Source organism: Rhizobium sp. Root482 (genome assembly GCF_001426565.1).
Classification (GTDB): Bacteria; Pseudomonadota; Alphaproteobacteria; order Rhizobiales; family Rhizobiaceae; genus Pararhizobium.
Map to the genome: position 1 here is coordinate 184,610 of NZ_LMFA01000020.1, position 22,403 is coordinate 207,012.

The 22,403-nt window shown below is 62.0% G+C and carries 27 protein-coding genes; 16 read left to right on the forward strand and 11 right to left on the reverse strand.

The annotated features are described in order from the left end of the window. Nucleotides 1–114: 114 nt before the first annotated feature. A complete protein-coding gene (locus ASD31_RS13080; protein ID WP_056334103.1) occupies nucleotides 115–909 on the reverse strand; it encodes a response regulator in 795 nt (264 codons plus the stop codon). 143 nt (nucleotides 910–1,052) lie between these two features. Here ASD31_RS13080 and ASD31_RS13085 point away from each other — a divergent pair, with 143 nt between their 5' ends. The 3 genes from ASD31_RS13085 to ASD31_RS13095 all read left to right on the forward strand — a co-directional run bounded on the left by ASD31_RS13085 (nucleotide 1,053) and on the right by ASD31_RS13095 (nucleotide 3,491). Continuing rightward, nucleotides 1,053–1,247 (forward strand): NepR family anti-sigma factor, encoded by a 195-nt coding sequence (locus tag ASD31_RS13085; RefSeq protein ID WP_056334106.1) that lies wholly within the window; start codon nucleotides 1,053–1,055, stop codon nucleotides 1,245–1,247. Nucleotides 1,248–1,255: 8 nt separating this feature from the next. Then, nucleotides 1,256–1,810, forward strand: a complete 555-nt coding sequence (locus tag ASD31_RS13090; protein ID WP_056334109.1) for an RNA polymerase sigma factor — start codon at nucleotides 1,256–1,258, stop codon at nucleotides 1,808–1,810. A 181-nt stretch (nucleotides 1,811–1,991) separates the two neighbouring features. After that, nucleotides 1,992–3,491 (forward strand): sensor histidine kinase, encoded by a 1,500-nt coding sequence (locus tag ASD31_RS13095; RefSeq protein ID WP_056334112.1) that lies wholly within the window; start codon nucleotides 1,992–1,994, stop codon nucleotides 3,489–3,491. Nucleotides 3,492–3,509: 18 nt separating this feature from the next. Here the strand turns inward: ASD31_RS13095 and ASD31_RS13100 are convergent, their stop codons facing one another. The 7 genes from ASD31_RS13100 to hemP all read right to left on the reverse strand — a co-directional run bounded on the left by ASD31_RS13100 (nucleotide 3,510) and on the right by hemP (nucleotide 8,662). Further along, nucleotides 3,510–3,941, reverse strand: a complete 432-nt coding sequence (locus ASD31_RS13100; protein WP_056334115.1) for a hypothetical protein — start codon at nucleotides 3,939–3,941, stop codon at nucleotides 3,510–3,512. 119 nt (nucleotides 3,942–4,060) lie between these two features. Then, a complete protein-coding gene (locus ASD31_RS13105) occupies nucleotides 4,061–4,414 on the reverse strand; it encodes a DUF883 family protein (RefSeq protein WP_056334119.1) in 354 nt (117 codons plus the stop codon). Between the two features lie 142 nt (nucleotides 4,415–4,556). Next, on the reverse strand, nucleotides 4,557–5,345 hold the full coding sequence (locus ASD31_RS13110; protein WP_056334122.1) for a heme ABC transporter ATP-binding protein: 789 nt from the start codon (nucleotides 5,343–5,345) through the stop codon (nucleotides 4,557–4,559). A 4-nt stretch (nucleotides 5,346–5,349) separates the two neighbouring features. Then, nucleotides 5,350–6,474, reverse strand: a complete 1,125-nt coding sequence (locus ASD31_RS13115) for a FecCD family ABC transporter permease (RefSeq protein ID WP_056334125.1) — start codon at nucleotides 6,472–6,474, stop codon at nucleotides 5,350–5,352. After that, nucleotides 6,461–7,411 (reverse strand): heme/hemin ABC transporter substrate-binding protein, encoded by a 951-nt coding sequence (locus ASD31_RS13120; protein WP_056334128.1) that lies wholly within the window; start codon nucleotides 7,409–7,411, stop codon nucleotides 6,461–6,463. Before ASD31_RS13120 ends, ASD31_RS13115 begins: the two co-directional genes overlap by 14 nt. Before the next feature lie 11 nt (nucleotides 7,412–7,422). Then, on the reverse strand, nucleotides 7,423–8,478 hold the full coding sequence (locus ASD31_RS13125; protein WP_056334129.1) for a hemin-degrading factor: 1,056 nt from the start codon (nucleotides 8,476–8,478) through the stop codon (nucleotides 7,423–7,425). A gap of 10 nt (nucleotides 8,479–8,488) precedes the next feature. Continuing rightward, nucleotides 8,489–8,662, reverse strand: a complete 174-nt coding sequence (gene hemP / locus ASD31_RS25515) for a hemin uptake protein HemP (protein ID WP_082520559.1) — start codon at nucleotides 8,660–8,662, stop codon at nucleotides 8,489–8,491. Between the two features lie 194 nt (nucleotides 8,663–8,856). Here hemP and ASD31_RS13130 point away from each other — a divergent pair, with 194 nt between their 5' ends. The 3 genes from ASD31_RS13130 (at nucleotide 8,857) to ASD31_RS13140 (ending at nucleotide 10,839) form a co-directional block, all read left to right on the forward strand. Next, nucleotides 8,857–9,294: a hypothetical protein gene (locus ASD31_RS13130; RefSeq protein WP_056334132.1), complete on the forward strand. Its 438-nt coding sequence runs from the start codon at nucleotides 8,857–8,859 to the stop codon at nucleotides 9,292–9,294. 25 nt (nucleotides 9,295–9,319) lie between these two features. Beyond that, entirely contained in the window at nucleotides 9,320–10,255 is a 936-nt protein-coding gene (locus ASD31_RS13135) for a TonB family protein (RefSeq protein ID WP_056334137.1), read from the forward strand. A 164-nt stretch (nucleotides 10,256–10,419) separates the two neighbouring features. Continuing rightward, nucleotides 10,420–10,839, forward strand: a complete 420-nt coding sequence (locus ASD31_RS13140; protein WP_056334140.1) for a DUF2325 domain-containing protein — start codon at nucleotides 10,420–10,422, stop codon at nucleotides 10,837–10,839. A gap of 40 nt (nucleotides 10,840–10,879) precedes the next feature. Here the strand turns inward: ASD31_RS13140 and ASD31_RS13145 are convergent, their stop codons facing one another. Together ASD31_RS13145 and ASD31_RS13150 are read right to left on the reverse strand one after the other, a co-directional pair. Next, on the reverse strand, nucleotides 10,880–11,248 hold the full coding sequence (locus tag ASD31_RS13145; RefSeq protein ID WP_056334142.1) for a DUF423 domain-containing protein: 369 nt from the start codon (nucleotides 11,246–11,248) through the stop codon (nucleotides 10,880–10,882). Nucleotides 11,249–11,250: 2 nt separating this feature from the next. Continuing rightward, on the reverse strand, nucleotides 11,251–11,643 hold the full coding sequence (locus tag ASD31_RS13150) for a group II truncated hemoglobin (protein WP_056334145.1): 393 nt from the start codon (nucleotides 11,641–11,643) through the stop codon (nucleotides 11,251–11,253). 56 nt (nucleotides 11,644–11,699) lie between these two features. On the opposite strand from ASD31_RS13150, the gene ASD31_RS13155 reads away from it, so the two are divergent. From ASD31_RS13155 to ASD31_RS13170, 4 genes are all read left to right on the forward strand, one after another. After that, on the forward strand, nucleotides 11,700–12,260 hold the full coding sequence (locus ASD31_RS13155) for a TetR/AcrR family transcriptional regulator (protein WP_056334148.1): 561 nt from the start codon (nucleotides 11,700–11,702) through the stop codon (nucleotides 12,258–12,260). 16 nt (nucleotides 12,261–12,276) lie between these two features. Beyond that, nucleotides 12,277–12,618 (forward strand): DMT family transporter, encoded by a 342-nt coding sequence (locus ASD31_RS13160; RefSeq protein WP_056334151.1) that lies wholly within the window; start codon nucleotides 12,277–12,279, stop codon nucleotides 12,616–12,618. 101 nt (nucleotides 12,619–12,719) lie between these two features. Next, on the forward strand, nucleotides 12,720–13,505 hold the full coding sequence (locus ASD31_RS13165; RefSeq protein ID WP_056334154.1) for a ThuA domain-containing protein: 786 nt from the start codon (nucleotides 12,720–12,722) through the stop codon (nucleotides 13,503–13,505). 8 nt (nucleotides 13,506–13,513) lie between these two features. Continuing rightward, complete coding sequence (locus ASD31_RS13170) at nucleotides 13,514–14,557, forward strand: Gfo/Idh/MocA family protein (RefSeq protein ID WP_056334709.1); 1,044 nt, start codon at nucleotides 13,514–13,516, stop codon at nucleotides 14,555–14,557. Here the strand turns inward: ASD31_RS13170 and ASD31_RS13175 are convergent, their stop codons facing one another. Beyond that, complete coding sequence (locus tag ASD31_RS13175; RefSeq protein ID WP_056334157.1) at nucleotides 14,558–15,577, reverse strand: substrate-binding domain-containing protein; 1,020 nt, start codon at nucleotides 15,575–15,577, stop codon at nucleotides 14,558–14,560. It lies immediately after the preceding gene. Between the two features lie 323 nt (nucleotides 15,578–15,900). Here ASD31_RS13175 and ASD31_RS13180 point away from each other — a divergent pair, with 323 nt between their 5' ends. Genes ASD31_RS13180 through ASD31_RS13205 form a run of 6 tightly spaced genes read left to right on the forward strand, consistent with a single transcriptional unit; the run spans nucleotide 15,901 to nucleotide 22,259 of the window. Next, nucleotides 15,901–16,956, forward strand: coding sequence for a dipeptidase (locus ASD31_RS13180; protein ID WP_056334160.1), 1,056 nt, complete (start codon nucleotides 15,901–15,903; stop codon nucleotides 16,954–16,956). A 59-nt stretch (nucleotides 16,957–17,015) separates the two neighbouring features. Further along, nucleotides 17,016–18,653, forward strand: coding sequence for an ABC transporter substrate-binding protein (locus ASD31_RS13185; protein ID WP_056334164.1), 1,638 nt, complete (start codon nucleotides 17,016–17,018; stop codon nucleotides 18,651–18,653). A gap of 21 nt (nucleotides 18,654–18,674) precedes the next feature. Beyond that, on the forward strand, nucleotides 18,675–19,742 hold the full coding sequence (locus tag ASD31_RS13190; RefSeq protein WP_056334167.1) for an ABC transporter permease: 1,068 nt from the start codon (nucleotides 18,675–18,677) through the stop codon (nucleotides 19,740–19,742). Beyond that, a complete protein-coding gene (locus ASD31_RS13195) occupies nucleotides 19,739–20,677 on the forward strand; it encodes an ABC transporter permease (RefSeq protein WP_056334170.1) in 939 nt (312 codons plus the stop codon). The genes ASD31_RS13190 and ASD31_RS13195 overlap by 4 nt, the downstream gene beginning before the upstream one ends. Continuing rightward, entirely contained in the window at nucleotides 20,674–21,507 is an 834-nt protein-coding gene (locus tag ASD31_RS13200) for an ABC transporter ATP-binding protein (protein WP_056334173.1), read from the forward strand. Before ASD31_RS13195 ends, ASD31_RS13200 begins: the two co-directional genes overlap by 4 nt. Beyond that, on the forward strand, nucleotides 21,504–22,259 hold the full coding sequence (locus tag ASD31_RS13205; RefSeq protein ID WP_056334176.1) for an ABC transporter ATP-binding protein: 756 nt from the start codon (nucleotides 21,504–21,506) through the stop codon (nucleotides 22,257–22,259). Before ASD31_RS13200 ends, ASD31_RS13205 begins: the two co-directional genes overlap by 4 nt. Nucleotides 22,260–22,403 lie beyond the last annotated feature (144 nt).

A 22,403-nucleotide genomic window follows, 5' to 3' on the forward strand; every position in this document is an offset into this window, starting at 1 on the left:
TGGGAGATGCGAAAAACCCGCGTTTAATTCGAAACATTCTACCGGAAGGCGTCTGGCCGCCTTCCGGTCCATCTCAACAAGATCGTTGGCCAAAATGTTCCGCCGGGAACGACTTCAGGCCGCGGCTTTGGTGGATTCGTTGAAGAACAGCGCCTGGCTGATCAGTGCCTTGACCATGTCGGGGTTGAACGGCTTAGTGACAAGGAAGGTCGGTTCGGGACGCTCGCCGGTCAGCAGGCGCTCGGGAAACGCCGTGATGAAGATCACCGGAATGGCCGTGTTCTTCAGGATGTCGTTGACGGCATCGATGCCGGAGCTTCCATCGGCAAGCTGGATATCGGCCAGAACCATGCTCGGCTGGGACGACTTGAACAGCGCCACGGCTTCGTCGCGGGTCCGGGCGATGCCGGTGACGCGGTGGCCGAGGCTTTCGACCATCTGCTCGATATCGATCGCAATCAGCGGTTCGTCCTCGATGATCATGATATCGGTGGCGACCTGCCGCGAAATTTCTTCCGACGCACGCTCGAGCAACTGGTTCATGCCGCTTTCGTCGGTATCGAGCACTTCAGCCGCCTCGGTGGTGCGAAATCCCTCGACAGACACGAGCAGAAACGCCTGACGGGCGAGCGGCGATACCGAAGCAAGGTTGATCGAAGCTCTTTTTTCCCAGGCAAAGGGAGAAACGGGTTCGGGTATGAGGACGGAGGAGGAACCAAACAGCTTCGTATAGAGTTGGAACAGGGCAACCCTGTCATTGCTGGCTTCCGGAAAAATGGAGACATCTGCAATCAGTGCTTCCAGAACAGCCGCGACATACGCGTCGCCCGAAGTCTGCGAACCGGTCAATGCGCGCGAATACCGGCGCAGATAGGGCAGAAACGGAGCGATCCGGGTGGAAAGTGACATATATTAAACTCCCTCAATCTGGCCGGGGTGGTGGCCATGACAGTTTCAAAACGTAATATCAAAAAAAAGGTTCCGCGGCGTGGAACAAATTTTTTTCTGAGGCATTATCGTGCCAGATGAACATCTGAAGGTATTCTGTTTCTATGAGTTACAAAACTGGGGTAGGGCGCGACGTTGCACGGGCAGCGCGTGTCGAAAATTCGAACGCGCAGATAGCGACCAAGTTGCGTGCGCTTTATCTCTCCGTACAGGATGAGGCAATTCCCGACCGTTTTCTCGATCTGCTTGAAAAACTCGATGCGGTCGAGCGTCAATCTGTTTCGGGTGTGGCCGAATGAGTGGCGGCATGGCGTCTGAAGAACCAAGCTTCAAGCGTGAAATGCTCGCAGCTCTCCCGAGCCTGCGCGCCTTTGCCATGTCGTTGATCGGCCGGCACGACCGGGCGGATGATCTTGTCCAGGACACCATCATGAAAGCCTGGGCCAAGCAGGATCACTTCGAGATGGGCACCAATATGAAAGCCTGGCTGTTCACCATCCTGCGCAACGAGCTTTACAGCCAGATGCGCAAGCGCGGCCGCGAAGTGCAGGACAGCGACGGCTATTTCACCGAATCCCTGGCCCAGCATCCCGCTCAATACGGCTCGCTCGACCTGCAGGATTTCAAGCGGGCGCTCGAAACTTTGCCGCCGGACCAGCGCGAGGCGATCATTCTCGTCGGCGCATCGGGCTTTTCCTACGAGGAGGCGGCGGAGATCTGCGGCTGCGCACTCGGCACCATCAAGAGCCGCGTCAACCGGGCGCGCCAGCGGCTCCAGGATATCCTCCAGGTGACAGGTGAAAACGAATATGGTCCGGACGCGACTTCGGCTCCGATGACTTCGCGGGCTTTCGTCTCGTGACGGTCTCTGAGGCCGAGATTCGAACCTGCCGTTCCTGTTTTTATCGAATGGCGATCTAAGTGCCGCAGTTCGGTTGCACGGCTATCGACAATCGTGCAGAACGGAATATTGCCGGGTCGGCGCGGCAGGGAGATTTGGCGCGCCTAGAGAGGAATGGCACCCGGGGCTGGGTGTGAATTTGATGACTGAAACCTCCAACGATCTGCAGGCAGCGGCTGTGTTGACATCGGCGCAACGGCTCGACGTCCTGCGGGCGCTCGTTTCGGATATGGATGAACCCGATGGTGATTTTTCCGATATTGCCCATATAGCAGCCAGTCTCTTTGGCGCTCCCGTGGCGCTGGTGACGCTGATCGACGCGCAGGACCAGTGGTTCAAGGCGGCGGTGGGCACAGACGAGACACAGGCGCCTGCGGCGCAATCCTTCTGTATCCACACGATTGCCAGGCCCGAGGGCGAAGCGCTGGTCGTCGGCGATGCCACCGCCGATCCCCGCTTTTCAGATCAGGCGCGGGTGGTGGGAGCGCCTTTCCTGCGTTTCTACGCCGGCGTGCCGCTCGTCATCGACGAGCAGCCGGTGGGAACGATCTGTGTTTTCGACGTCAAGCCGCGCGCCGATGTTGCGCCCGAGCTTCTGGTGCAGTTGCAGCGCCTGTCGCGTATGGCCGCCACGCTTTTCAAGCTCAAGCATGATGCCCGCCAGCGCGCGCTCAAAGAGGCTGTCCTTTCCCGCGACGAGCGGCGCCATGCGATGGCGCTGGATGCAGCCAATGTCGGCAGCTGGCTGTGGGACATCCGCACCGGCATGGTTTCCTGCAACCAGGCGATGCTCAGCATGTTCGGCATGCCGCCCGCCAGGAGCGTCCAGGCAAAGGACGTGTTTGCCGCCATTCACCCCGAAGATCGCATATCCGCGCTGTCGAAGCTGCGGTCTGCCATGTCGCAAGGGGAGGAATATAACGGACACTTCCGCGTTGCCGCGACAGGGCGCTGGCTGCTCGGACGGGGCCGCGTGCACGAACGTGATGCGACCGGCAAGCCGGCCGTTTTTCTCGGCATCAATATCGACGTGACCGAGGAGCAGAAAACGACGCAGCGGACGCGATTGCTGCTGCGCGAGCTCAATCATCGGGTAAAGAACACGCTCGCCATGCTGCAATCACTCGCTCGCCAGACGTTGCGGCAGACCAGCGATCCGCAGGAATTCATGACCGCATTTGCGGGCCGACTGCAGGCGATTTCGGAGGCGCATGGGCTGCTTTCGGATCATGAATGGGGCGAGATCAGATTATCGACCCTGTTGGCCAAGCAGTTAGGCCCCCATGTCCGGGACTACCAAAAGCAGATCGAAATCCACAAGGACGAGATTTCGCTGGGCCCGGACCAGGCCGTGGGGCTTGGACTGGTTCTCCATGAACTGGCGACCAATGCGGCAAAATACGGCGCCCTGTCGGTGTCGGGGGGCAAGATCGTCCTCACTGCGCGTGGGGTCGAGGAAGAGGGGCGCCGAGTGTTGCATCTGACCTGGACCGAAGTGGGTGGTCCGCCGGTAGACGAGCCGGCGCGGCGCGGTTTCGGGTCCATCCTGATCGAGCGCAGCCTGGACAAGGTCATGGGCAGTTCGGTGAAGGTCGAATATCTGCCGGCCGGATTGACCGCGATCGTCCGTTTGCCGCTTTAGGCGCAGCGGGCCGCCTTGTTACGAATGATCCCGGTTTCCGGATTTTCCCAGAAGCCCGAGCGCCGTGCCGAGCCCGACCGCCATGCCGGCAGCAAGAAGGGGGCGCTTGCGGAAGACGGCAAGCGCGGTCGCGACCGCCAGTCCCGTTTGGGACTGGGATCGCCTGCGGCGCTCCGCGGCCACGCGCCGATCCCGCGCATTCAGCCAGTAGATGACGCCGACGATGACCAGACCGAGCACCAGCGAGGCGACGGCAAGGATGATCGTCGCTTCCAGCGGCGTATAGAGGGTGCTGAGATAGATGGCGCCGGCCACGAGCGCGAACAGGTAGGCCGTCATGAAGAGCAGGGAGGCCAGTAGCCACATGGCGCCATTGCGCTTGTAGCGCGAAATCGTGGTGCCGATATCTGTGACCACGAGAGCCGAAAGCATGGCGGCCAAAGGACCCATTTTATTCTCCAAGTGGAAGAGACCTGTATGGAAGGACCGATGCCATCAATGACGCTCGGTTTCCGATGCGAGAAATACCGCCCGACGAATCTCGGGCGGTTGCCAGGTTTTGAATTGCGTTAGCGGCGAACGAGGGCGGCGATCAGGAGGCCGACGGCGGCAGCGGCGCCAAGCGTGGCGAGCGGATGTTCACGAACTGTGTGGCGAACCTGTTTCTCGGTCGATGCGTAGCGATTGCGCAGTTCCGAAAGCAGTTGCTCACCTGATTCAAGGAGATCGTAGACGCCGCTTTCGACGTGGTCACGGGCGTCATGCGCCTTGGCGCGTACATCGCTGGAGGCATTGGAGCCGTGTTTCGAGAGCATCTTGGCAAGGGCAGCCATTTCGTCGCGAATATCGCTGATCTGGTCCTCGATCGGTGCGTCGAGGAAGCCGTTACGCTTCCGCGCGCCGGAAAAAAGGCCTGCTGCCATGGTGATGCTCCTTCATGCGGCGGGAAAGGATTGAAAACCGTCCCCGTTGCGGTCATGCCGACAGGCGAGGAAATCGCTCCATCGACGGTTCGTCACGACAACGCGCCATCGCCTGTTTGGTTCCATCAGAGCAGCCTGTGTCTCAACCCAAAGCCGTGTGGGGCAGCACGAAGGGAACGGGTTCGTGCGGCGTGGTGTTGACCCGCATCGCGCAGCCGAAGACCTTTTCCACCATGGCGTCGGTCATCACCTCGTTGGGCGCCCCGGCCGCCTGGACGCGGCCGGCCTTCATCATGATCATCCGGTCGGCAAACATCGCGGTCAGATTGAGATCATGCATGATCGCGACCACGCCGCCGCCGCGCCGGCAGAAATCGCGCGCGAGGCGCATGATCGTCAGCTGATGGCGGATGTCGAGGCTGGAGACCGGCTCGTCCAGCAAAAGGAAGGCCGGCTCGCCGTCGCGCAGCGGATCCCAGATCTGGCAGAGCGCGCGCGCAAGCTGGACACGCTGTTGCTCGCCACCCGAAAGCTCCTGGTAGAGCCGGCCGGCAAAGCCCGAGAGATCGACGGCCTCGAGCGCCGACTTGACGATCTCGTCATTCTTTCCGTCAGCGGTCCTTGTCCCCACGGAAAGCCCCATGCCGACGATCTCGCGGATCGTGAAGGGAAAGGAGATCACCGTGGATTGCGGCAGGACCGCGCGTTTCAGCGCAAGCTGCCATGGCTTCAGCCGGGAAATATCGTGACCATTGATGCTGACCGTGCCTTCATAGGGCAATTCGCCGGCAATCGCCTTGAGGCTGGTGGTCTTGCCCGAACCATTGGGGCCGACGATTGCGGTGAGTTGACCTGCTTTTGCCTCGATGCCGACGCCGTGCAGCACCGGCTTGCCGGAAAGCCGCACGGACAGATTGCTTGCCCTGATCATCGTCTCAGATACCCATATGCGTGCGCCCGCGCAGCAGCACCCAGAGGAAGAACGGCGCGCCGGCGAAGGCCGTGATGATGCCGATCGGCAGTTCCGCCGGCGAAACGAGGGTCCGCGCCACCATGTCGGCGAAGATCAGCAATGTACCGCCGAGAAGTGCTGAAGCGGGCAGGAGGTAGCGATGGTCCGGGCCGATGACGAGCCGCAGCACATGCGGCACGACGATGCCGACAAAGCCGATGCCGCCGCTGACGGCCACGGAAGCGCCGGTGGAGGCGGCGACGCTGACGATGGCGGTGTTCTTCAGACGCTGCACCGATATGCCCATGTGGAAGGCGGTTGCCTCGCCGAGCGTCAACGCATTGAGTCCGCGGGCCAGGAAGGGAACGACGGACAGCGACAGGAGGATGATCGGGCCGGCCGAAAGGATTTTCGTCCAGTTGGCGCCGGCCAGCGAGCCGAGGCCCCAGAACGTAAGGTCGCGCAACTGCTTGTCATCGGCCATGAAGACGAGGACGCCGGTGGCGGCACCCGCAAGGGCGCCGAGCGCGATGCCGGCAAGCAGCATGGTGGCGACCGAGGTCTGGCCGCCGCGGGTGGCGATCCGGTAGAGCAGCAGCGTCGTTGCGAGACCGCCGAGGAAGGCGGCGACCGGCAGTGCATAGAAGCCGAACAGGGCAAAGAGCGGGCCGAAAAACGAGCTGCCGAGCACGATCATCAGGACCGCGCCGAGCCCGGCGCCGGAGGAGACGCCGACCAGGCCGGGATCGGCCAGCGGATTGCGGAAAAGTCCCTGCATGACGGCCCCGGAGACGGCAAGGGACGCGCCCACGAGAAAACCCAATATCGCGCGCGGCAGGCGGATATCGAGAATGATGATGCGGTCGCGGACGCTCAACGCCTGGTCGGCGCCGGCCATGCCGAGGAGCCAGCGCACCACGTTTCCAAGTGATGCGTCTGCGGCTCCCGTCATGATCGAGCCTGAAAAGACCATGGCGGCCAAAAGCAGGAGCGCAAGCAGCAGCACCTGCGCCAGAAGCGACCGGTCACCGCCCCGCCAGCCCGCTTTCAAACGGGCGGCATGGGCGCGCAAGCGGCCTTGTTCGATGGCCATTTCACTGGGAGGCATTCGGGTTTTTCCCGTAGATCGCCGCATTGAGTTCGCGCACCGCGCCGGCAGTGCGCGGCCCGAAGCCGAGCAGGTGCAGCCCGTCCATGCGGATCGCCGCCTGTGTCTTGGCGGCAGGTGTCAGGCTCAACGCCGGATGGGCGAACAGTTCATCATCGGTGGCGGCATGGCCACCGCTGCGCGTCATCATCAGCACGACGTCCGGCTTGGCCTCGATGATTGCCTCGTCGGACAAGGCCTTGTAGCCGGGAAATGCCGATGTGGCGTTGATGGCGCCGGAGAGCGCGATGATGGCGTCGGCGGCCGTTCCCGAGCCGGATGCCAGGATTTTGCCGTCCTGCATGCTGAGAATGAAGAGAACGCGCTTGCGTTCGCTTTCCGGGCGGCCGGCGGCATCGGCGATCGCCGCATCGAGATCGGCTTCGACCTTGCCGGCAAGGTCGGCCGCCTTTTCCGGAACGCCGAGAAAATCACCGACAGTGCGGATTTTCGTCAGGATGCCGCTGCGATCATAGGTTTCCGGAACCATGCGGAAGGGGATGTCGGCATTTTCGAGCACCGTCAGTGTTTCCGGCGGGCCGCTGCCTTCCACGGCGATGATGGCGCTCGGATTGATGGCCATCACCCCCTCCGCCGACAATTGCCGCATATAGCCGACATCCGGCAGTTTCATCGCGGCCTCGGGATAGACGCTGGTGGAATCGCGGCCAACCAGCCTTTCCTCCTCGCCGAGCGCATAGACGATTTCGGTGACGGCGCCGCCGACCGAGACGAGGCGGCTGGTGTCGGCCTCCTGCATGTCCTGCGCGATGGCCGCGCCGACGAAGGCCGGGCTTGCCTGCCAGGCAAGGGGCAGGAGGAGAGGCGCACAAAGCGCAAGCCCCGTCAGGGCCAGTTCCCAGGGCCGCAGCCGGCGCAGGTCATAGGGCGGTTTCATGGTCTCTTCCTTTACGCCGCGACGGTGACATCGAGCGGGGTCACGCCTTCCATGATGGCACGCCATTCCTCCCGTTCGGCAACGCCTTCCTTGCGCTTTCCGAAGAACTGGATGACCATTTCGCCCTGGTCGTCGAGCGCCTCGAGCGAGGTGACATGGCCATCGGCGGTCGGCTTGCGCACGGCCCAGACTTCGGCGAGGCGATCGACGCGCAGGTGAAGATGGAAGGTCGGATCCATCACGTTCAGCCATGGGCCCATGGTCTTGATCTCCGTGACCGGGCCGGAATGGATCTGGATCACGCCGGGATTGCCGACGAAGCACATGATCGGCAGGCTGATCTCCGCGGCCGCGCGCATCATTTCCTCGACGGAGCTTGCCGGCAGTCGCCAGGCGAAATCCTTGCCGACCGAATGCAGCGCCTGTTGGCGACCGAGCTTCAGCTTGCGCAACAGGCCGTGGAACTGATGCGTATCGGTCATCTTGCTCCACGCGTCGCGCAGGGCCGCGATATCCACAGGCTGGCTGTCCTTCTCCGCCTCGCTTTCAAGGCTTGCCGGAACGAATTCCTGCGACTGGTCGTCAAGCTTCAGGGCTTCGACCAGCGCCTGGTAGGCATCAAGATTGGAGGCCGGGCGCATATGGATCTTGTGGACGGCCGTTCCCTGCTTGTCGAAGAACTGCAGGCTGCGGCGCAGGTCCTCGCCATCCGTCTTGGTGACGGCGAACCCATGCGCCCAGGCGCCAGGGAAGACACGCAGGTCGATATTTTCGCCGAGAACAATGGCCGCATGCTTGCCGGTCTTGATGTTTTCGAACACGCCGATCTTTTCATGAACGGCGCTTTCGTTGCGGGTCAGCGCCATGACCTCGCCGAGCGACGCCGCATGATCGAGGAAACGGTTGGCGTCGCCGTGGATGCGAATCGCCGTCAGGCCGCATTCGGCCGCGACCAGCGCCGCTTCGGATATGCCCAGCTGAGCGGCGATGTCGCGTTCGCGCATCTTGGGATTGGCAGCCCGGTAGGCACGGATTTCGGACGGGGTCGGACGGGTCGAAGCGCTCATATGTCTTGGCCTATTTGTTCAGGATCAGTTTGCCCTGGCGGGTGATTTTCATGCGGTAGATGGCACCGTCATGCGCAATCAGCACCTCCGTCCCTCCGCGAAAGAGATCGCGGCTTTCGATGATGTGCTGGCTCGGGAACGCCGGCGTGGCAACCGGCATGGTTTTCGTTTCACTCGGTATCACAGGCTTGCGGTCCTGTTCATGCAGCCCAGCGGAGTTTTTCCCCGTTTGGGCAATGTCTTCGGGTTTCTATCTTGACTTCATTACTCATCTTTTATTATGGACGCAATACAGGATTTTGATACTCAAGTTTAAACGTCCTGTCGGCGAGGCCCGAACCAGGCAGGCCGGATCGGCGGCATGAAAGGACGACAACCATGAAGAGATTTGCTCGACTGCCGGCCCTGTTGCTTGCCCTTCCTTTGTGTTCGGGCACGGCCGTACTGGCCCAGGACAATACGGCATCCGGACAATTGACGATCGAGATCAACGAGCTGGCGCCATCCGAAAAGGGCTGCAAGCTGACCTTCGTCGCGGATAACGGGCTGCCGCAGTCTCTGGCGAGGCTTTCCTTCGAATTTGTGCTTTTCGATGCCAAGGGCCTTGTCGAGCGCATGGCCGTTCTCGATTTCCGCGATGTGCCGGCCGGCAAGACGAAGGTTCGCCAGTTCGACCTGCCGGGAACGAAATGCGCGGATGTGAACAGCCTGCTGATCAACGATGCGCCGGTTTGCGAGGGCGAGGGTGTGTCGCCCGGCGCCTGCATGAAGGCATTGAAGACCGGTTCCAAATCCTCCGTCGTCCTCAAGGGCTGACAGGATATCGGCATAGGTGACGGTGATGAGCAACGGGTTGAAATGGACTGCGGCGATCGTGCTTTCCCTCCTGGCGCATGCGGGAGCGGCCAAGCTGTTGCAGCCGGAACCGGAGCCGGTCCTGGTCGCCGGCGGCGAGGCAATGGAGGTGGCGATCATCGGCAATGCCTTCGAAGACATGATCGAGGCCGGAAAGCCCGACGATCCTCTCGATGACCAGCCGGAAGAGATCGAGCCGATCGCCCCGGAGCCGATCGAGACGGCCGAAGCCGTGCCGGTGAGTTCGCAGCCGTTGGCACCCGTGCCGGAGGAGGTCATTCCGGCGGAAGCGGATGTGATTATCCCCCAGGAAGAGATCGCGCCGATCGCCGCCGAAGATCCGCAATTCACCGCGACCGTGGCCACGATGGCGGCGGCGACCGTCATCCCCCAGGAAAAGCCCGAGCAGCCTGTCGAGACGAAGGCGCTAGCGCCGGAGCCGGAAAGGAAGCCGGAGGTCAAGGCGAAGCCCGACAAGGAACAGCCGGAGAAGAAGACGGCCAAGCGAAAAGCGGGCGAGGAGGGCAAGGCTCAGGCGTCCCGGAAGAAGGGCAATGCCGATGGCATCGAGACCGCCACCGCCGCCGGCGCCGCCAAAGGCAAGAAAGGAACCGTGTCCCGACAGTCGGGCAATGCCGCCGTGTCCAATTACCCAGGCAAGGTCCGCTCCAAGCTGCAGCGTGCCTTCCGCTATCCTGCCAAGGCCAAGCGCGAGAAAATTCGAGGCGTCGTCCAGGTGAGTTTTGCCCTGTCTTCGAGCGGATCGGTCAGCAGCGTGAGCATCGCCAAAAGTTCCGGTTCGGCGATTCTCGACCAGGCGGCACTGGAAGCCGTCGAACGCGCAGCTCCGTTTCCAGCGATCCCGCAAGGCGCCGAACGCAAGCGCTGGCCTTTCACCATTCCCTTGGCTTTCGGGCGCTGACCAAGCCCGGATCGCAGCGTTTCAAGGGCCTTTTTCCGTCATTCGAGATTGCCTCAATAAAACATGATATTTACAGTCATGTTTATCTTTACACCGATCCGGATGTTTTCTAGGGTGCCTCCACGATCTGCCGAACGCGATCGTCAGAGCAAGCGGAGACGGACATGGTCGACAAACGGCAAAAGCTCAAGCCGAAGCGCAAGCAGGGCCGGGAGGAGCAAGCTCAGGCCGCGCCCGCCGCCGATGCAGCGGGAAAATCCCAGCTTGAAGGCCGCAGCTTCCTCTATGTCGGTGGCCGGGACTGCCAGGTGGCGCATCTGCGCCAGATCGCCACGTCCCACGGCGCCGAACTGATTCATCACGATGGCGGCCTGCGCGAGGCCGTTTCACGGATCGACCATATCCTTCCCTCGGTCGACTGCGTCTTCTGCCCGATCGACTGTATCAGCCATGATGCGTGTCTGCGGGTAAAGACCGGCTGCAAGAAGTGGGGCAAGGCTTTCGTGCCCCTGCGCAATGGCAGCAAGTCGAGCCTGGAGCGGGCTTTGCTGGATCTGAACGAGCGGCGCAGCAGCGGCAATTAATTTCCGCTTGTCCCGGCTTCGTCTTTCCTGACCTGCGAGATCAGTGATCGGCGCGCCTGAAAAACGCGCCGGCGGCCACCGCCAGCCATCCGGCGATCATCACCATGCCGCCCAACGGCGCCGACATCGGGAATAGTCCGTGACCGAGGAAATGCCGCATGAACAGATCGGCGGCAAACAGCGATGTACCGGCTGAAAGCAGCAGGATCGCCAGTCCGGCGGTCCGCAGGAACGGCCAGGCGGCATAAAGGGCGATGAGGGCAGGCGCATGGGCAAGGCACATTGCCGAGGCGTTGGCGAGCAGGCGCGGCTCGGCGCTGTGGGAAGCAGCCGCAGCGCTGGCGATGCCGACCGCTCCCATTATTCCTGCCATCAAAAGTGCTGCCGATCGCGTCAGGCTGTTGCGCATGCTCATTCGTCCCTGTTCTGCATATGATGGGCAAGTCGCGTGACCGGTTCCAGGATGATGGTCCGCAATTGCGGGTGGGAAACGGTTTCGTCCAGGGCTCTCGTAAAGCAGAGCAGCCATTCATCCCGTTCGCGCGGCCCGATCGCGGCTGCGAAATGCCGGCGGCGCAACATCGGATGGCCGCGCTTTTCCGTATAGAGGGGCGGACCGCCGAGCCAGCCCGTCAGATATTCGTAGAATTTCTCACGGCTACCGGAAAGATCAGCCGGGTGTAGCGCCCGGCAGGCGGCCACCTCCGGCAGCGTGTCCATCAATTCGTAAAACCGATCCGTCAGGGTGCGGACGCCAGCGTCGCCGCCGATCGCATCGTAAAGCGTTGCCGCGTTCATCGTCATCGAACATCACCTGCACATCGTCTTGACAAACCGTCCAGACGGTATTTTATGCGCAAATGTCTACGGCACATCAACGGAAAAAACAACCAGAACTCGTTCGCCGGCAATTGCTGGAAGTGGCCGCGCGCCTGTCGCGTCGGGAAGGAGCCGGCGGCGTCACGCTCGATGCGGTGTCACAGGCAGCGGGCGTCAGCAAGGGCGGGCTGCTGCACCATTTCCCCAATCGCATGGCCTTGCTCGATGGGCTTTTCGACCATCTCACGGCCAAGTTCGATGCGGCGATTGCCGTGGAAATGGAAAAGGACTCCGTCGTTCGCGGCCGTTTCACCCGTGCCTATGTCTCGCTTGTCTTTGCGCAGCAGGATGAGGACGATGCGGAGAGCTGGCAGGTTCTGACGATGGCGCTCCTGTCCGAGCCGCTTCTCAGGGCGCGCTGGCGGCAATGGGTGAGCGGCCAGGCCGCAGCCTTCGCCGAAACGGATTCGTCCACCGCCTGCCAGCTTGCACGGCTGACCGCCGACGGTCTCTGGCTGGCGGATCTGATCGAAAGCCATGACATCGCCCGGCAGGACCGCCAGGCGATGCAAGCCCATCTTCACACCCTTTCGCTGCAATGATCTTCCGGAGCCGCAGATGAGCCCCTCTTTGGTCTACGCCATGCTGATCGCCGCCATCGTCTTCGAGGTGCTGGGCACATCCGCCATGCAGGCCGCCCAGCATTTCACCAGGCTGGTGCCGACGCTGATCATGATCGCCTGCTATGCCATCGCCTTCTATTTCCTGTCCTCGACATTGCGGGTCATACCGGTGGGGATCGCCTATGCGATCTGGAGCGGGCTCGGCATCGTCCTCATCTCCCTCGTCGGATATTTTGTCTTCGGGCAGACGCTTGATTTCGCGGCCATTCTGGGACTGGGATTGATCATTGCCGGGGTTGTCATCCTCAATCTCTTTTCTAAATCCACCTTCCACTAAACAATTCGAAATGCCCGATTTCCACTTGCAAAAGCTGGCACCGGGTTTTATCGCTTCGAATTGAAAGCGGTTTCAAATCAGGCGGACGACAGGAGTTGACCATGACCATCAGGACGATTGTCTGGGGCGAGAATATCCACGAGCAGACCAATGCGGTCGTTCGCGAGATCTACCCGAATGGCATGCACAACACGATCGCCGCCGCGCTCAATACCGATCCGACCATCGAGGCGACGACGGCGACGCTGCAGGAGCCGGAGCACGGCCTGAGCGTGGAGCGTCTGGCACGGACCGATGTGCTCGTCTGGTGGGGCCACAAGGATCATGGCGCGGTGGACGACGAGATCGTCGAGCGCGTCGCCCGGCGCGTCTGGGAGGGCATGGGCTTGATCGTGCTGCATTCGGGCCATTTTTCAAAGCCCTTCAAGCGGCTGATGGGAACGCCTTGCGCCCTGAAATGGCGGGAAGCCGGCGAGCGCGAACGCGTCTGGGTGATCAATCCGCGCCACCCGATCGCCGAGGGGCTGGACAGCAATTTCGTGCTGGAAAACGAGGAAATGTATGGTGAGCAGTTCTCCGTGCCGGAGCCACTGGAGACCGTATTCATCTCCTGGTTTGCCGGCGGCGAGGTGTTTCGCTCAGGCCTGACCTGGCGGCGCGGCGCCGGCAATATCTTCTATTTCCGCCCCGGCCACGAAACCTATCCGACCTATCACGATGCCAATGTCCAGAAGGTGCTGCGCAATTCGGTGAAATGGGCGCACAATCGGCAGGGCACCTATAGCGCCATTCACGATGCACCCAATGTGCCGGTCGAAGAGGCACTGGAGCCGATCGTCGAGCGCGGCCCGAAGCTGCACCAGGCCGGCGAGGAAGGCTACAAGTGATGCAGCCCATTCGCCTTCTCATTCTCGGCACCGGCGGCATGGCTAACACCCATGCGATGAATTTCGCGACCATGGCGGATGTCCAGATCGTCGCCGCCGTCGATGTCGATCTTGCGCGGGTGCGCGCCTTTGCGCTGCGCCATGATATCGCCAACTGCTTTGCTTCTCTCGACGAGGCGCTGGCCTGGGGCGAATTCGACGCGGTGGCCAATGTGACGCCGGACAGGATCCATTACCCGACGACGATGAAACTCCTGGCTGCGGGCAAGCATGTGCTTTGCGAAAAGCCGCTGGCCGAGGATTATGCCAAGGCCGACGAGATGGCGACGGCGGCGGAAAAGTCGGGCCTGGTGACAATGGTCAATCTCACTTATCGCAATGTCGCCGAGGTCCAGAAGGCGCGCCAGATGGTGCTTGCCGGCGAGATCGGCAAGGTGCGCCATATCGAGGCATCCTATCTGCAGAGCTGGCTGGTCTCGAAGGCCTGGGGCGACTGGTCGACGGAATCGCAATGGCTCTGGCGGCTCTCGACCAAGCATGGCTCGAACGGCGTTCTGGGCGATGTCGGCATCCATATTCTCGATTTTGCCGGTTACGGCGCGGCAACCGATATCGACCATGTCTTTGCCCGGCTGAAGACCTTCGAGAAGGCACCCGGCAACCGCATCGGCGAATATGATCTCGATGCCAATGACAGCTTCACCATGACCGCCGAATTCGGCAACGGCGCCATGGGCGTCATTCACGCCAGCCGCTGGGCAGTCGGCCATCTCAACGAACTGCGCCTGCGCATGCATGGCGACAAGGGCGCGCTCGAAGTGATCCATACACCCGAAGGCTCGAGCCTGAAGGCCTGTGTCGGCGAAGGCATCGAAAAGGGCATCTGGAAGAGCGTCGATGCCGGTACCGTGTTCACCAACTACCAGCGGTTTATCGACGCCATCCGGGCGGGCAAGACGGCGGAACCCGGGTTCCGGCACGCCGCCGACCTCCAGAAGGTTCTCGATCTTGCCCTGGTGACGGAGAGGGAACGCCGCGAACTTTCTGTCTGATCAGGCTTTGCCCGCCGGTGCCGTCGAGTTGCGGATGACCAGTTCGACGGGCCAGACCTCGCGAAGGTTCTCGGCCGGCGTACCGCGCAGGAGTTCCAGCACCATTTCCCCGATCCGCGCGCCGGCGGCGCGGATCGACGAGCGCGTCGTCGAAAGTGTCGGCACGAGGTGATCGGGGCTGATATAGGGGAAGACGTCGTCATGGGCGATGAGCGAGATGTCGTCGCCCACCTTCAGGCCTGCGATCCGGATCGCCCGCATCGCGCCTAGCGCCGACATCATCGAGCCGGCGACGACGGCCGTGGGTCTCCGGTCCAGCTTCAGAAAACCCTGCATCAACCGGAAGCCCATCTCGTCGGTGAATTCGCCGTGCCCGGCAAGCGCCGGATCCATTGCCACGCCACGGTCTTCAAGGGCGGTCTGGTAGCCTTGCTGCCGATGCTCGGCGAAGATCCGGCCGCGATAGCCGTTGAGGAGCGCGATGCGGCGGTGGCCGAGATCGAGGAGATGGCTGGTCGCCTGGCGCACGGCGCTGAAATTGTCGATATCGAGCCAGCCGAAATCGCCCTCCGAATTGGTGCGTCCATGGACGAGGAAGGGCAGGCGCAGCGCATCGAGCAGCGCGATGCGGGGGTCGTCGACGAAGGGTGAATGCAGGATGACGGCATCGACGCGCTTGCTGGCCGCAAGACGCCGATAGGTGCTGAGCTCCGCCTCCTGTGAATCGACCGTCGATACCAGGATATCGATTTCCTCCTGCTGCAGCCGTCCGCCAAGCCCGCCCATGAATTCGCTGGTATGCGGGCCGAACTCGCCGCCGCCCTTGAGCACGATGCCGATCGCGCCGACACGGCCGGTGGCAAGGCCGAGTGCGCTGGTGTTCGGCCTGTAGCCGTGTTCCAGCGCTGCCTTCAAAATCCGTTCGCGCGTCGCCTGCTTGACCTCCGGATAGCCGCTTAGGGCGCGGCTGACCGTCGTCTGCGACAGTCCGAGCCGGTTTGCGAATTCCTTGAGGTTCATGCGGGCGTCCTGTTGTTTGCCGGCTTATCCTAAAGAGTTTTGAAGTTCGCTCCAAGGGCCGCGCGCCAGTCTGGCGATGGCGTTTGTTTCAAGGAAGAGGGACGCCTGCCTCTCCTGGAATTTTCGCGCATTAGCTGCGCCTTTTATCTGCCTGACGATCGACGGTAGCGCGCAAGCCGCTGTTTCTAAGTCGTTTTTACCGTGTGGAATATTGCGAGGAGCGCATTGTTATTCGCCCTGCAATTCAATAGCATCCGTTTTTGACCAATCGGACAAAAATGGGATTTCCCATTTCATAGATCAGATAAGCAGGAATTTTCCGGATGCAGGCGGTTTTCGACGGCCACAATGATGTGTTGCTGAGATTGTGGAGCAATGCCAGGAACGGCGCCGACCCCGTCCTGGAGTTCAAGGATGGAATCGCCGAGGGGCATATAGACGGACCGCGCGCCAGGCGAGGCGGCCTTGCCGGCGGATTGACGGCGATCTACATCCCGTCCGATCATCTGGTGCTGAAAACCCCCGACGAGAATGGTCATTACATCACGCCGCTGTCCGAACCGCTGGAGCGCCAGCCTTCCCTCGATATCGCCCTTGAATTCGCGGCCATCGCCCTGCGTCTCGACCGGGCGGGCGCCTGGAAGCTCTGCCGCTCCACTGCCGATATAAGAGCTGCCATGGCCAATGATATCTTTGCGGCCGTCCTGCATATGGAAGGCTGTGAGGCGATCGGCGCGGACCTTGCTGCCCTCGAGACATTCCATGCCGCCGGATTGCGGTCGCTCGGGCCGGTCTGGAGCCGCAACAATATTTTCGGCCATGGCGTTCCCTTTGCCTTTCCGATGGGCCCGGACACCGGCCCGGGCCTCACCGATGCGGGCTTTGCGCTCGTTCGGGAGTGCAACCGCCTCGGTATCCTGATCGACCTTGCGCATATCACCGAAAAGGGTTTCTGGGACGTGGCGAAGACCACCGACCAGCCGCTCATCGCCAGCCATTCCAACGCGCATGCCCTGACGCCGGTTGCCCGCAACCTGACGGACCGCCAACTGGATGCGATCCGCGACAGCAAGGGTCTGGCCGGGCTGAACTATGCCACCACGATGCTGCGGCCCGATGGCCAGGAAAATGCCGCGACGCCGCTGTCGGACATGGTGCGCCATGTCGATTACATGGTCGAGCGCATGGGGATCGACTGCGTGGCGCTCGGCTCGGATTTCGACGGCGCAACGATCCCGGAGGAAATCGCCGACGCGGGCGGCAACCAGAACCTGATTGCCGCCTTGCGGGCCGCCGGATATGGTGACGCCGAACTGACGAAGATCTGCCGGGAAAACTGGCTGCGGGTTTTGGCCCAGGCATGGCACGAAGCCGCCTGAGCCCGATGACTGACGTGGAAACCGAGACCCAGAATGGGCCTGAAAGAGGGAACAGAACGATGATGCACTCACTGAACAAGCATTTCCGCGTGCTCGCCACGAGCGCCGCCATGTCGCTGATCGTGATGGCAGGCGCGCCGGCCTTTGCCGAAACGCCGGCCGATACGCTGGTCGAGGGTTTTGCCTTCGACGACATTATCAGCATGGACCCGGGCGAGGCCTTCGAGCTTTCGACCGCCGAGATGACGAGCAATACCTATGACCTGCTCGTCCGCCTCGACCTCAACGATACCTCCAAGATCAAGGGCGACCTCGCCGAAAGCTGGACGGTTTCGGATGACGGCCTCACCTATACGTTCAAGCTGAAACCCGGCCTGAAATTCGCCTCCGGAAATCCGCTCACCGCCGAGGATGTCGCCTGGTCCTTCGAGCGTGCAGTCAAGATCGACAAGAGCCCTGCCTTCATCCTTACCCAGTTCGGCCTGACCGGTGATAACGTCACCGAAAAGGCGAAGGCCACGGATGAAACGACCTTCGTCTTCACCGTCGACAAGCCCTATGCGCCGAGCTTCGTGCTCAACTGCCTGACGGCGACCGTCGCCTCGGTGGTCGATAAGAAACTGGTGCTCGAACATGTCGAGCCGGTGACGCCATCGGACGAATACAAATACGACAATGATTTCGGCAATGCCTGGCTGAAGACCGGCTATGCCGGCTCGGGTGCCTTCAAGCTGCGCGAATGGCGCGCCAATGAAGTGGTCGTTCTTGAGCGCAACGACAATTATCATGGCGAAAAGGCAGGCCTTGCCCGCGTCATCTACCGTCACATGAAGGAAAGCTCCGGCCAGCGACTGGCGCTGGAGGCCGGCGATATCGATGTTGCCCGCAATCTCGAGCCGGGTGACATGGATGCGGTTTCCAAGAATGCCGATCTTGCCCTGGCAAGCGCGCCGAAGGGCACCGTCTATTACATCAGCCTCAACCAGAAGAATGCCGATCTGGCCAAGCCGGAAGTCATTGAAGCCTTCAAATACCTGGTCGATTACGACGCGATCGGCGCGACCCTGATCAAGGGCATCGGCGAGATCCATCAGACCTTCCTGCCGAAGGGCGTTCTCGGCGAACTCGATGAAAATCCCTACAAGCTCGACGTCGCCAAGGCCAAGGAACTGCTGGCCAAGGCCGGCCTCGCCGACGGTTTCTCCGTGACCATGGATGTGCGCAACACCCAACCGGTCACCGGCATTGCCGAATCCTTCCAGCAGACGCTGGGACAGGCCGGCGTAAAGCTGGAAATCCTGCCGGGCGACGGCAAGCAGACGCTGACCAAATATCGCGCCCGCACCCATGACATGTATATCGGCCAGTGGGGCCAGGATTATTTCGACCCGAACTCGAATGCCGAGACGTTTACGACCAACCCGGACAATTCGGACGAGGGCAAGAACAAGACGCTTGCCTGGCGCAATGCCTGGGACGTTCCAGAACTGACGGAAGAGACCAAGGCAGCGCTCCTGGAAAAGGACAATGCCAAGCGCGCCGAAATGTATCAGAGCCTGCAGAAGTCCGTGCTCGAAAAAGGTCCCTTCGTCATCATCTTCCAGCAGACGGAAGTGGCCGGCTATCGCGCCAACCTGAAGAACTACAAGCTCGGTCCGAGCTTCGACACCAATTACGTCGGACCGGTGACCAAGTAACGGACCACGAAGGATAGTCCGTTGACCATTACCGAAACCACGCAAACGGCCGGGCGCAAACGCGCCCGTGCCAATGGTGCGATCATGGGCGTCCTGCGCTTCCTGGTCGTCATCGTCACGACCTATTTCGGCTTGCTGGCCGTGACATTCTTCATCGGGCGGGTCATTCCCGTCGATCCGGTCCTGGCCATTCTCGGCGACCGCGCCCCGGCGCATGTGGTGGAGCGCACCCGCGAATTGCTGGGCTTCAACAAGCCGCTCTATGTGCAGTTCTTCATCTACGTCAAGGACGCGCTGTCGGGGAATTTCGGCACCTCCGTGCTGACGACCAATCCCGTCATGGTGGATATTCGCCGGGTCTTTCCGGCAACGCTGGAACTGGCCACCGTCGGAACGATCATCGGCAGCCTCGTCGGCGTGCCGCTCGGAGTGCTGGCCGCCGTCAAGCGCGGCAGCATCGCCGACCAGATCGTGCGGGTTGTCGGCCTGATCGGCTATTCCGTGCCGATCTTCTGGCTGGCGCTGCTATCGCTCCTGCTGTTCTATGCGAAGCTGCGCTGGGTTGCCTATCCCGGCCGCATCGATATCGTCAACGAGTACAGTTTCACGCCCACCACCGGCCTTTACCTGATCGATACGCTCTGGCAGCGACAATGGTCGGTGTTCTGGGATGTCTTCCAGCACATCATCCTGCCGGCCAGCCTGCTCGGCTATTTCTCGCTTGCCTATATCAGCCGCATGACCCGCAGCTTCATGCTGAACGAATTGGGGCAGGAATATATCGTCGCGGCGCGCGCCAAGGGCCTGTCGGAGACCCGCATCATCTGGGGGCACGCGCTGCGCAATGCCGCCGTGCCGCTGGTGACGGTGATCGCGCTTTCCTATGCCGGATTGCTCGAAGGCTCCGTGCTTACCGAAACAGTCTTTGCCTGGCCGGGGCTTGGACTCTACATCACCAATTCGCTTCAGAACGCCGATATGAATGCCGTGCTTGGCGGCACCATCGTCATCGGTTCGGTGTTCATCGCCATCAATATCCTGTCCGATCTTCTCTACCGGACCCTTGACCCGCGGACGCGCGCACGATGAGCCAGACACTCCAAGACCCGCCACGGGCGCTGAGCCGCCGCGAATGGCTGATGTCGGACCGGCCGCAATCGCGGCTGCAGGCACGGCTTGGCCGGGCCTACATGACCTGGCGGCGATTTTCGGCAAATCGGCTGGCGGTCGCCGGTCTCTGCATCATCGTGCTTCTGGTGCTGCTGGCGATCTTTGCCGATGTGCTGGCGCCGCATTCGCCTGTTATCGGCGATCTTGGCGGCGCGCGCCTCTTGCCGCCGGGAACCGAGGGCTATCTGCTCGGCACCGACGACCAGGGCCGGGATATTCTTTCCCGCCTGCTGCACGGATCGCGGCTGACGCTGCTGGTCATCATACTGGTTGCGATCATCGCAGCGCCCATCGGCCTTCTGGTCGGCGCCATCTCCGGCTATGCCGGCGGATGGGTGGATGCGGTGCTGATGCGGATCACCGATATCTTCCTTGCCTTTCCCAAGCTGGTGCTGGCGCTCGCCTTCGTCGCCGCCATGGGGCCTGGCATCGAGAATGCCATTCTCGCCATCGCCATCACCTCCTGGCCGCCCTATGCGCGCATCGCCCGGGCCGAAACGCTCAGCGTGCGCAATTCCGATTATATCGCCGCCGTCCGGCTGATGGGTGCCTCGCCGCTGCGCGTGGTGCTGCGCCATGTGATGCCGATGTGCGTCTCCTCGCTGATCGTGCGCGTCACGCTCGACATGGCCGGTATCATCCTGACCGCCGCCGGCCTGGGCTTCCTCGGCCTCGGCGCGCAGCCGCCGCTGCCGGAATGGGGCGCGATGATCGCGTCGGGTCGCCGCTTCATCCTCGATCAGTGGTGGGTGGCCACCATGCCCGGTGTCGCCATCCTGATCGTCAGCCTCGGCTTCAACCTGCTCGGCGACGGCCTGCGCGATGCGCTCGACCCGAGGGAGAGCGGCCAATGAGCACCATGCTGACTGTCGATAACCTGAAGGTTACATTCCCGACCCGCACCGGGGCGATCGAGGCGGTGCGCGGCGTCTCCTTCACGCTCGGCCGCGAACGGCTTGGCATTGTCGGCGAAAGTGGGTCCGGCAAATCGCAGACGGGCAGGGCGATCATGGGCCTGACGCCGGCGCATGCGAAAATAACCGCCAAGACGCTGAATTTCGACGGCATCGACCTCCTCAGCGCACCCGCCAAAGCCCGACGCGCGCTCCGCGGCAGCCGGATCGCCATGATCCTGCAGGATCCGAAATATTCGCTCAATCCGGTCATGAGCATCGGCCGCCAGATCGTCGAGACATTGCGCACCCATGAGAATGTCGGCAAGCGCGAAGCCCGTGACCGCGCCATCGCCATGCTGGAAGCGGTGCAGATCCGCGACGCGGCCCGCGTCTTCGACCTGCATCCGCACGAAGTGTCCGGCGGCATGGGCCAGCGCGCCATGATCGCCATGATGCTGATCGCCGGGCCGGAACTTCTGATCGCCGACGAACCGACATCGGCGCTCGACGTCACGGTGCAGCTCGATGTGCTGCGCATCCTCGACGAACTGGTGGCCGAACGCGGCATGGGGCTGATCTTCATTTCGCACGACCTGCGGCTGGTCTCCTCCTTCTGCGACCGCGTCATCGTCATGTATGCGGGCAAGATCGTCGAGGAACTGGCGGCCACCGATCTCGGCAATGCCAGGCATCCCTATACGCAGGGCCTGCTCAACTGCATGCCGACGCTCGGCACCAGCCGCCATCCACTGCCGGTGCTCGACCGTCAACCGGAGTGGGCCCTATGACGGCGATCCTGTCAGCCGAAAACCTCACCGTCGCCTATGACGATTTCCTGGCGCTGGACACTGTCAGCATCGAGATCGCGGCCGGCGAATCCTTCGGGCTCGTCGGCGAATCCGGCTCGGGAAAATCGACGCTGCTGCGCGCCGTCGCCGGCCTCGCGCCAATTGCCGGCGGCCGCATCATGCTGGATGGAAAGCCCCTGGACGCCAATCGCCGTGACCGGGATTTCTACCGCAAGGTCCAGATGGTGTTCCAGGACCCTTACGGTTCTCTGCATCCGCGCCAGACGGTTGACCGGCTTTTGCAGGAACCGCTCGCCATCCACGGCGTCAAGGACGCGGAACGGCGCATTCTTCGCGCGCTCGACGAAGTCGGACTCGGCTCGTCCTTCCGCTTCCGCTATTCCCACCAGCTCTCCGGCGGCCAGCGCCAGCGCATCGCCATCGCCCGCGCCCTGATCATCGAGCCGCAGATCATGCTGCTCGACGAACCGACCTCGGCGCTTGACGCCTCCGTGCAGGCGGAAGTTCTCAATCTGCTCGAACAGGTCCGCCGCGACCGCAAGCTCACCTATATCATGGTCAGCCACGATCTCGGCGTCGTCACCCATATGTGCGAACGGCTGGCGGTGATGAAAAACGGCAAGGTCGTCGAACGCCTGTCCTCCGCCGATCTGGTGGCGGGCCGGTTGAGCGAGGACTATACTAAGAATTTGATGGTGGCGAGCAAGGGGTTTGTGCGGGAGGGGGCGTAATGGAGCGTCGGCGGGGATTGCGGTTGGAAAAATTGGTGCGCCAGCCGGGATGAAAATGCGAACCTCTTTGTTATTGATATCAAAACCTAATTTCCGGATTCTATCGCGGCTTGCTAGACGCAGGCTTTGATGCGCCTCAGAAAG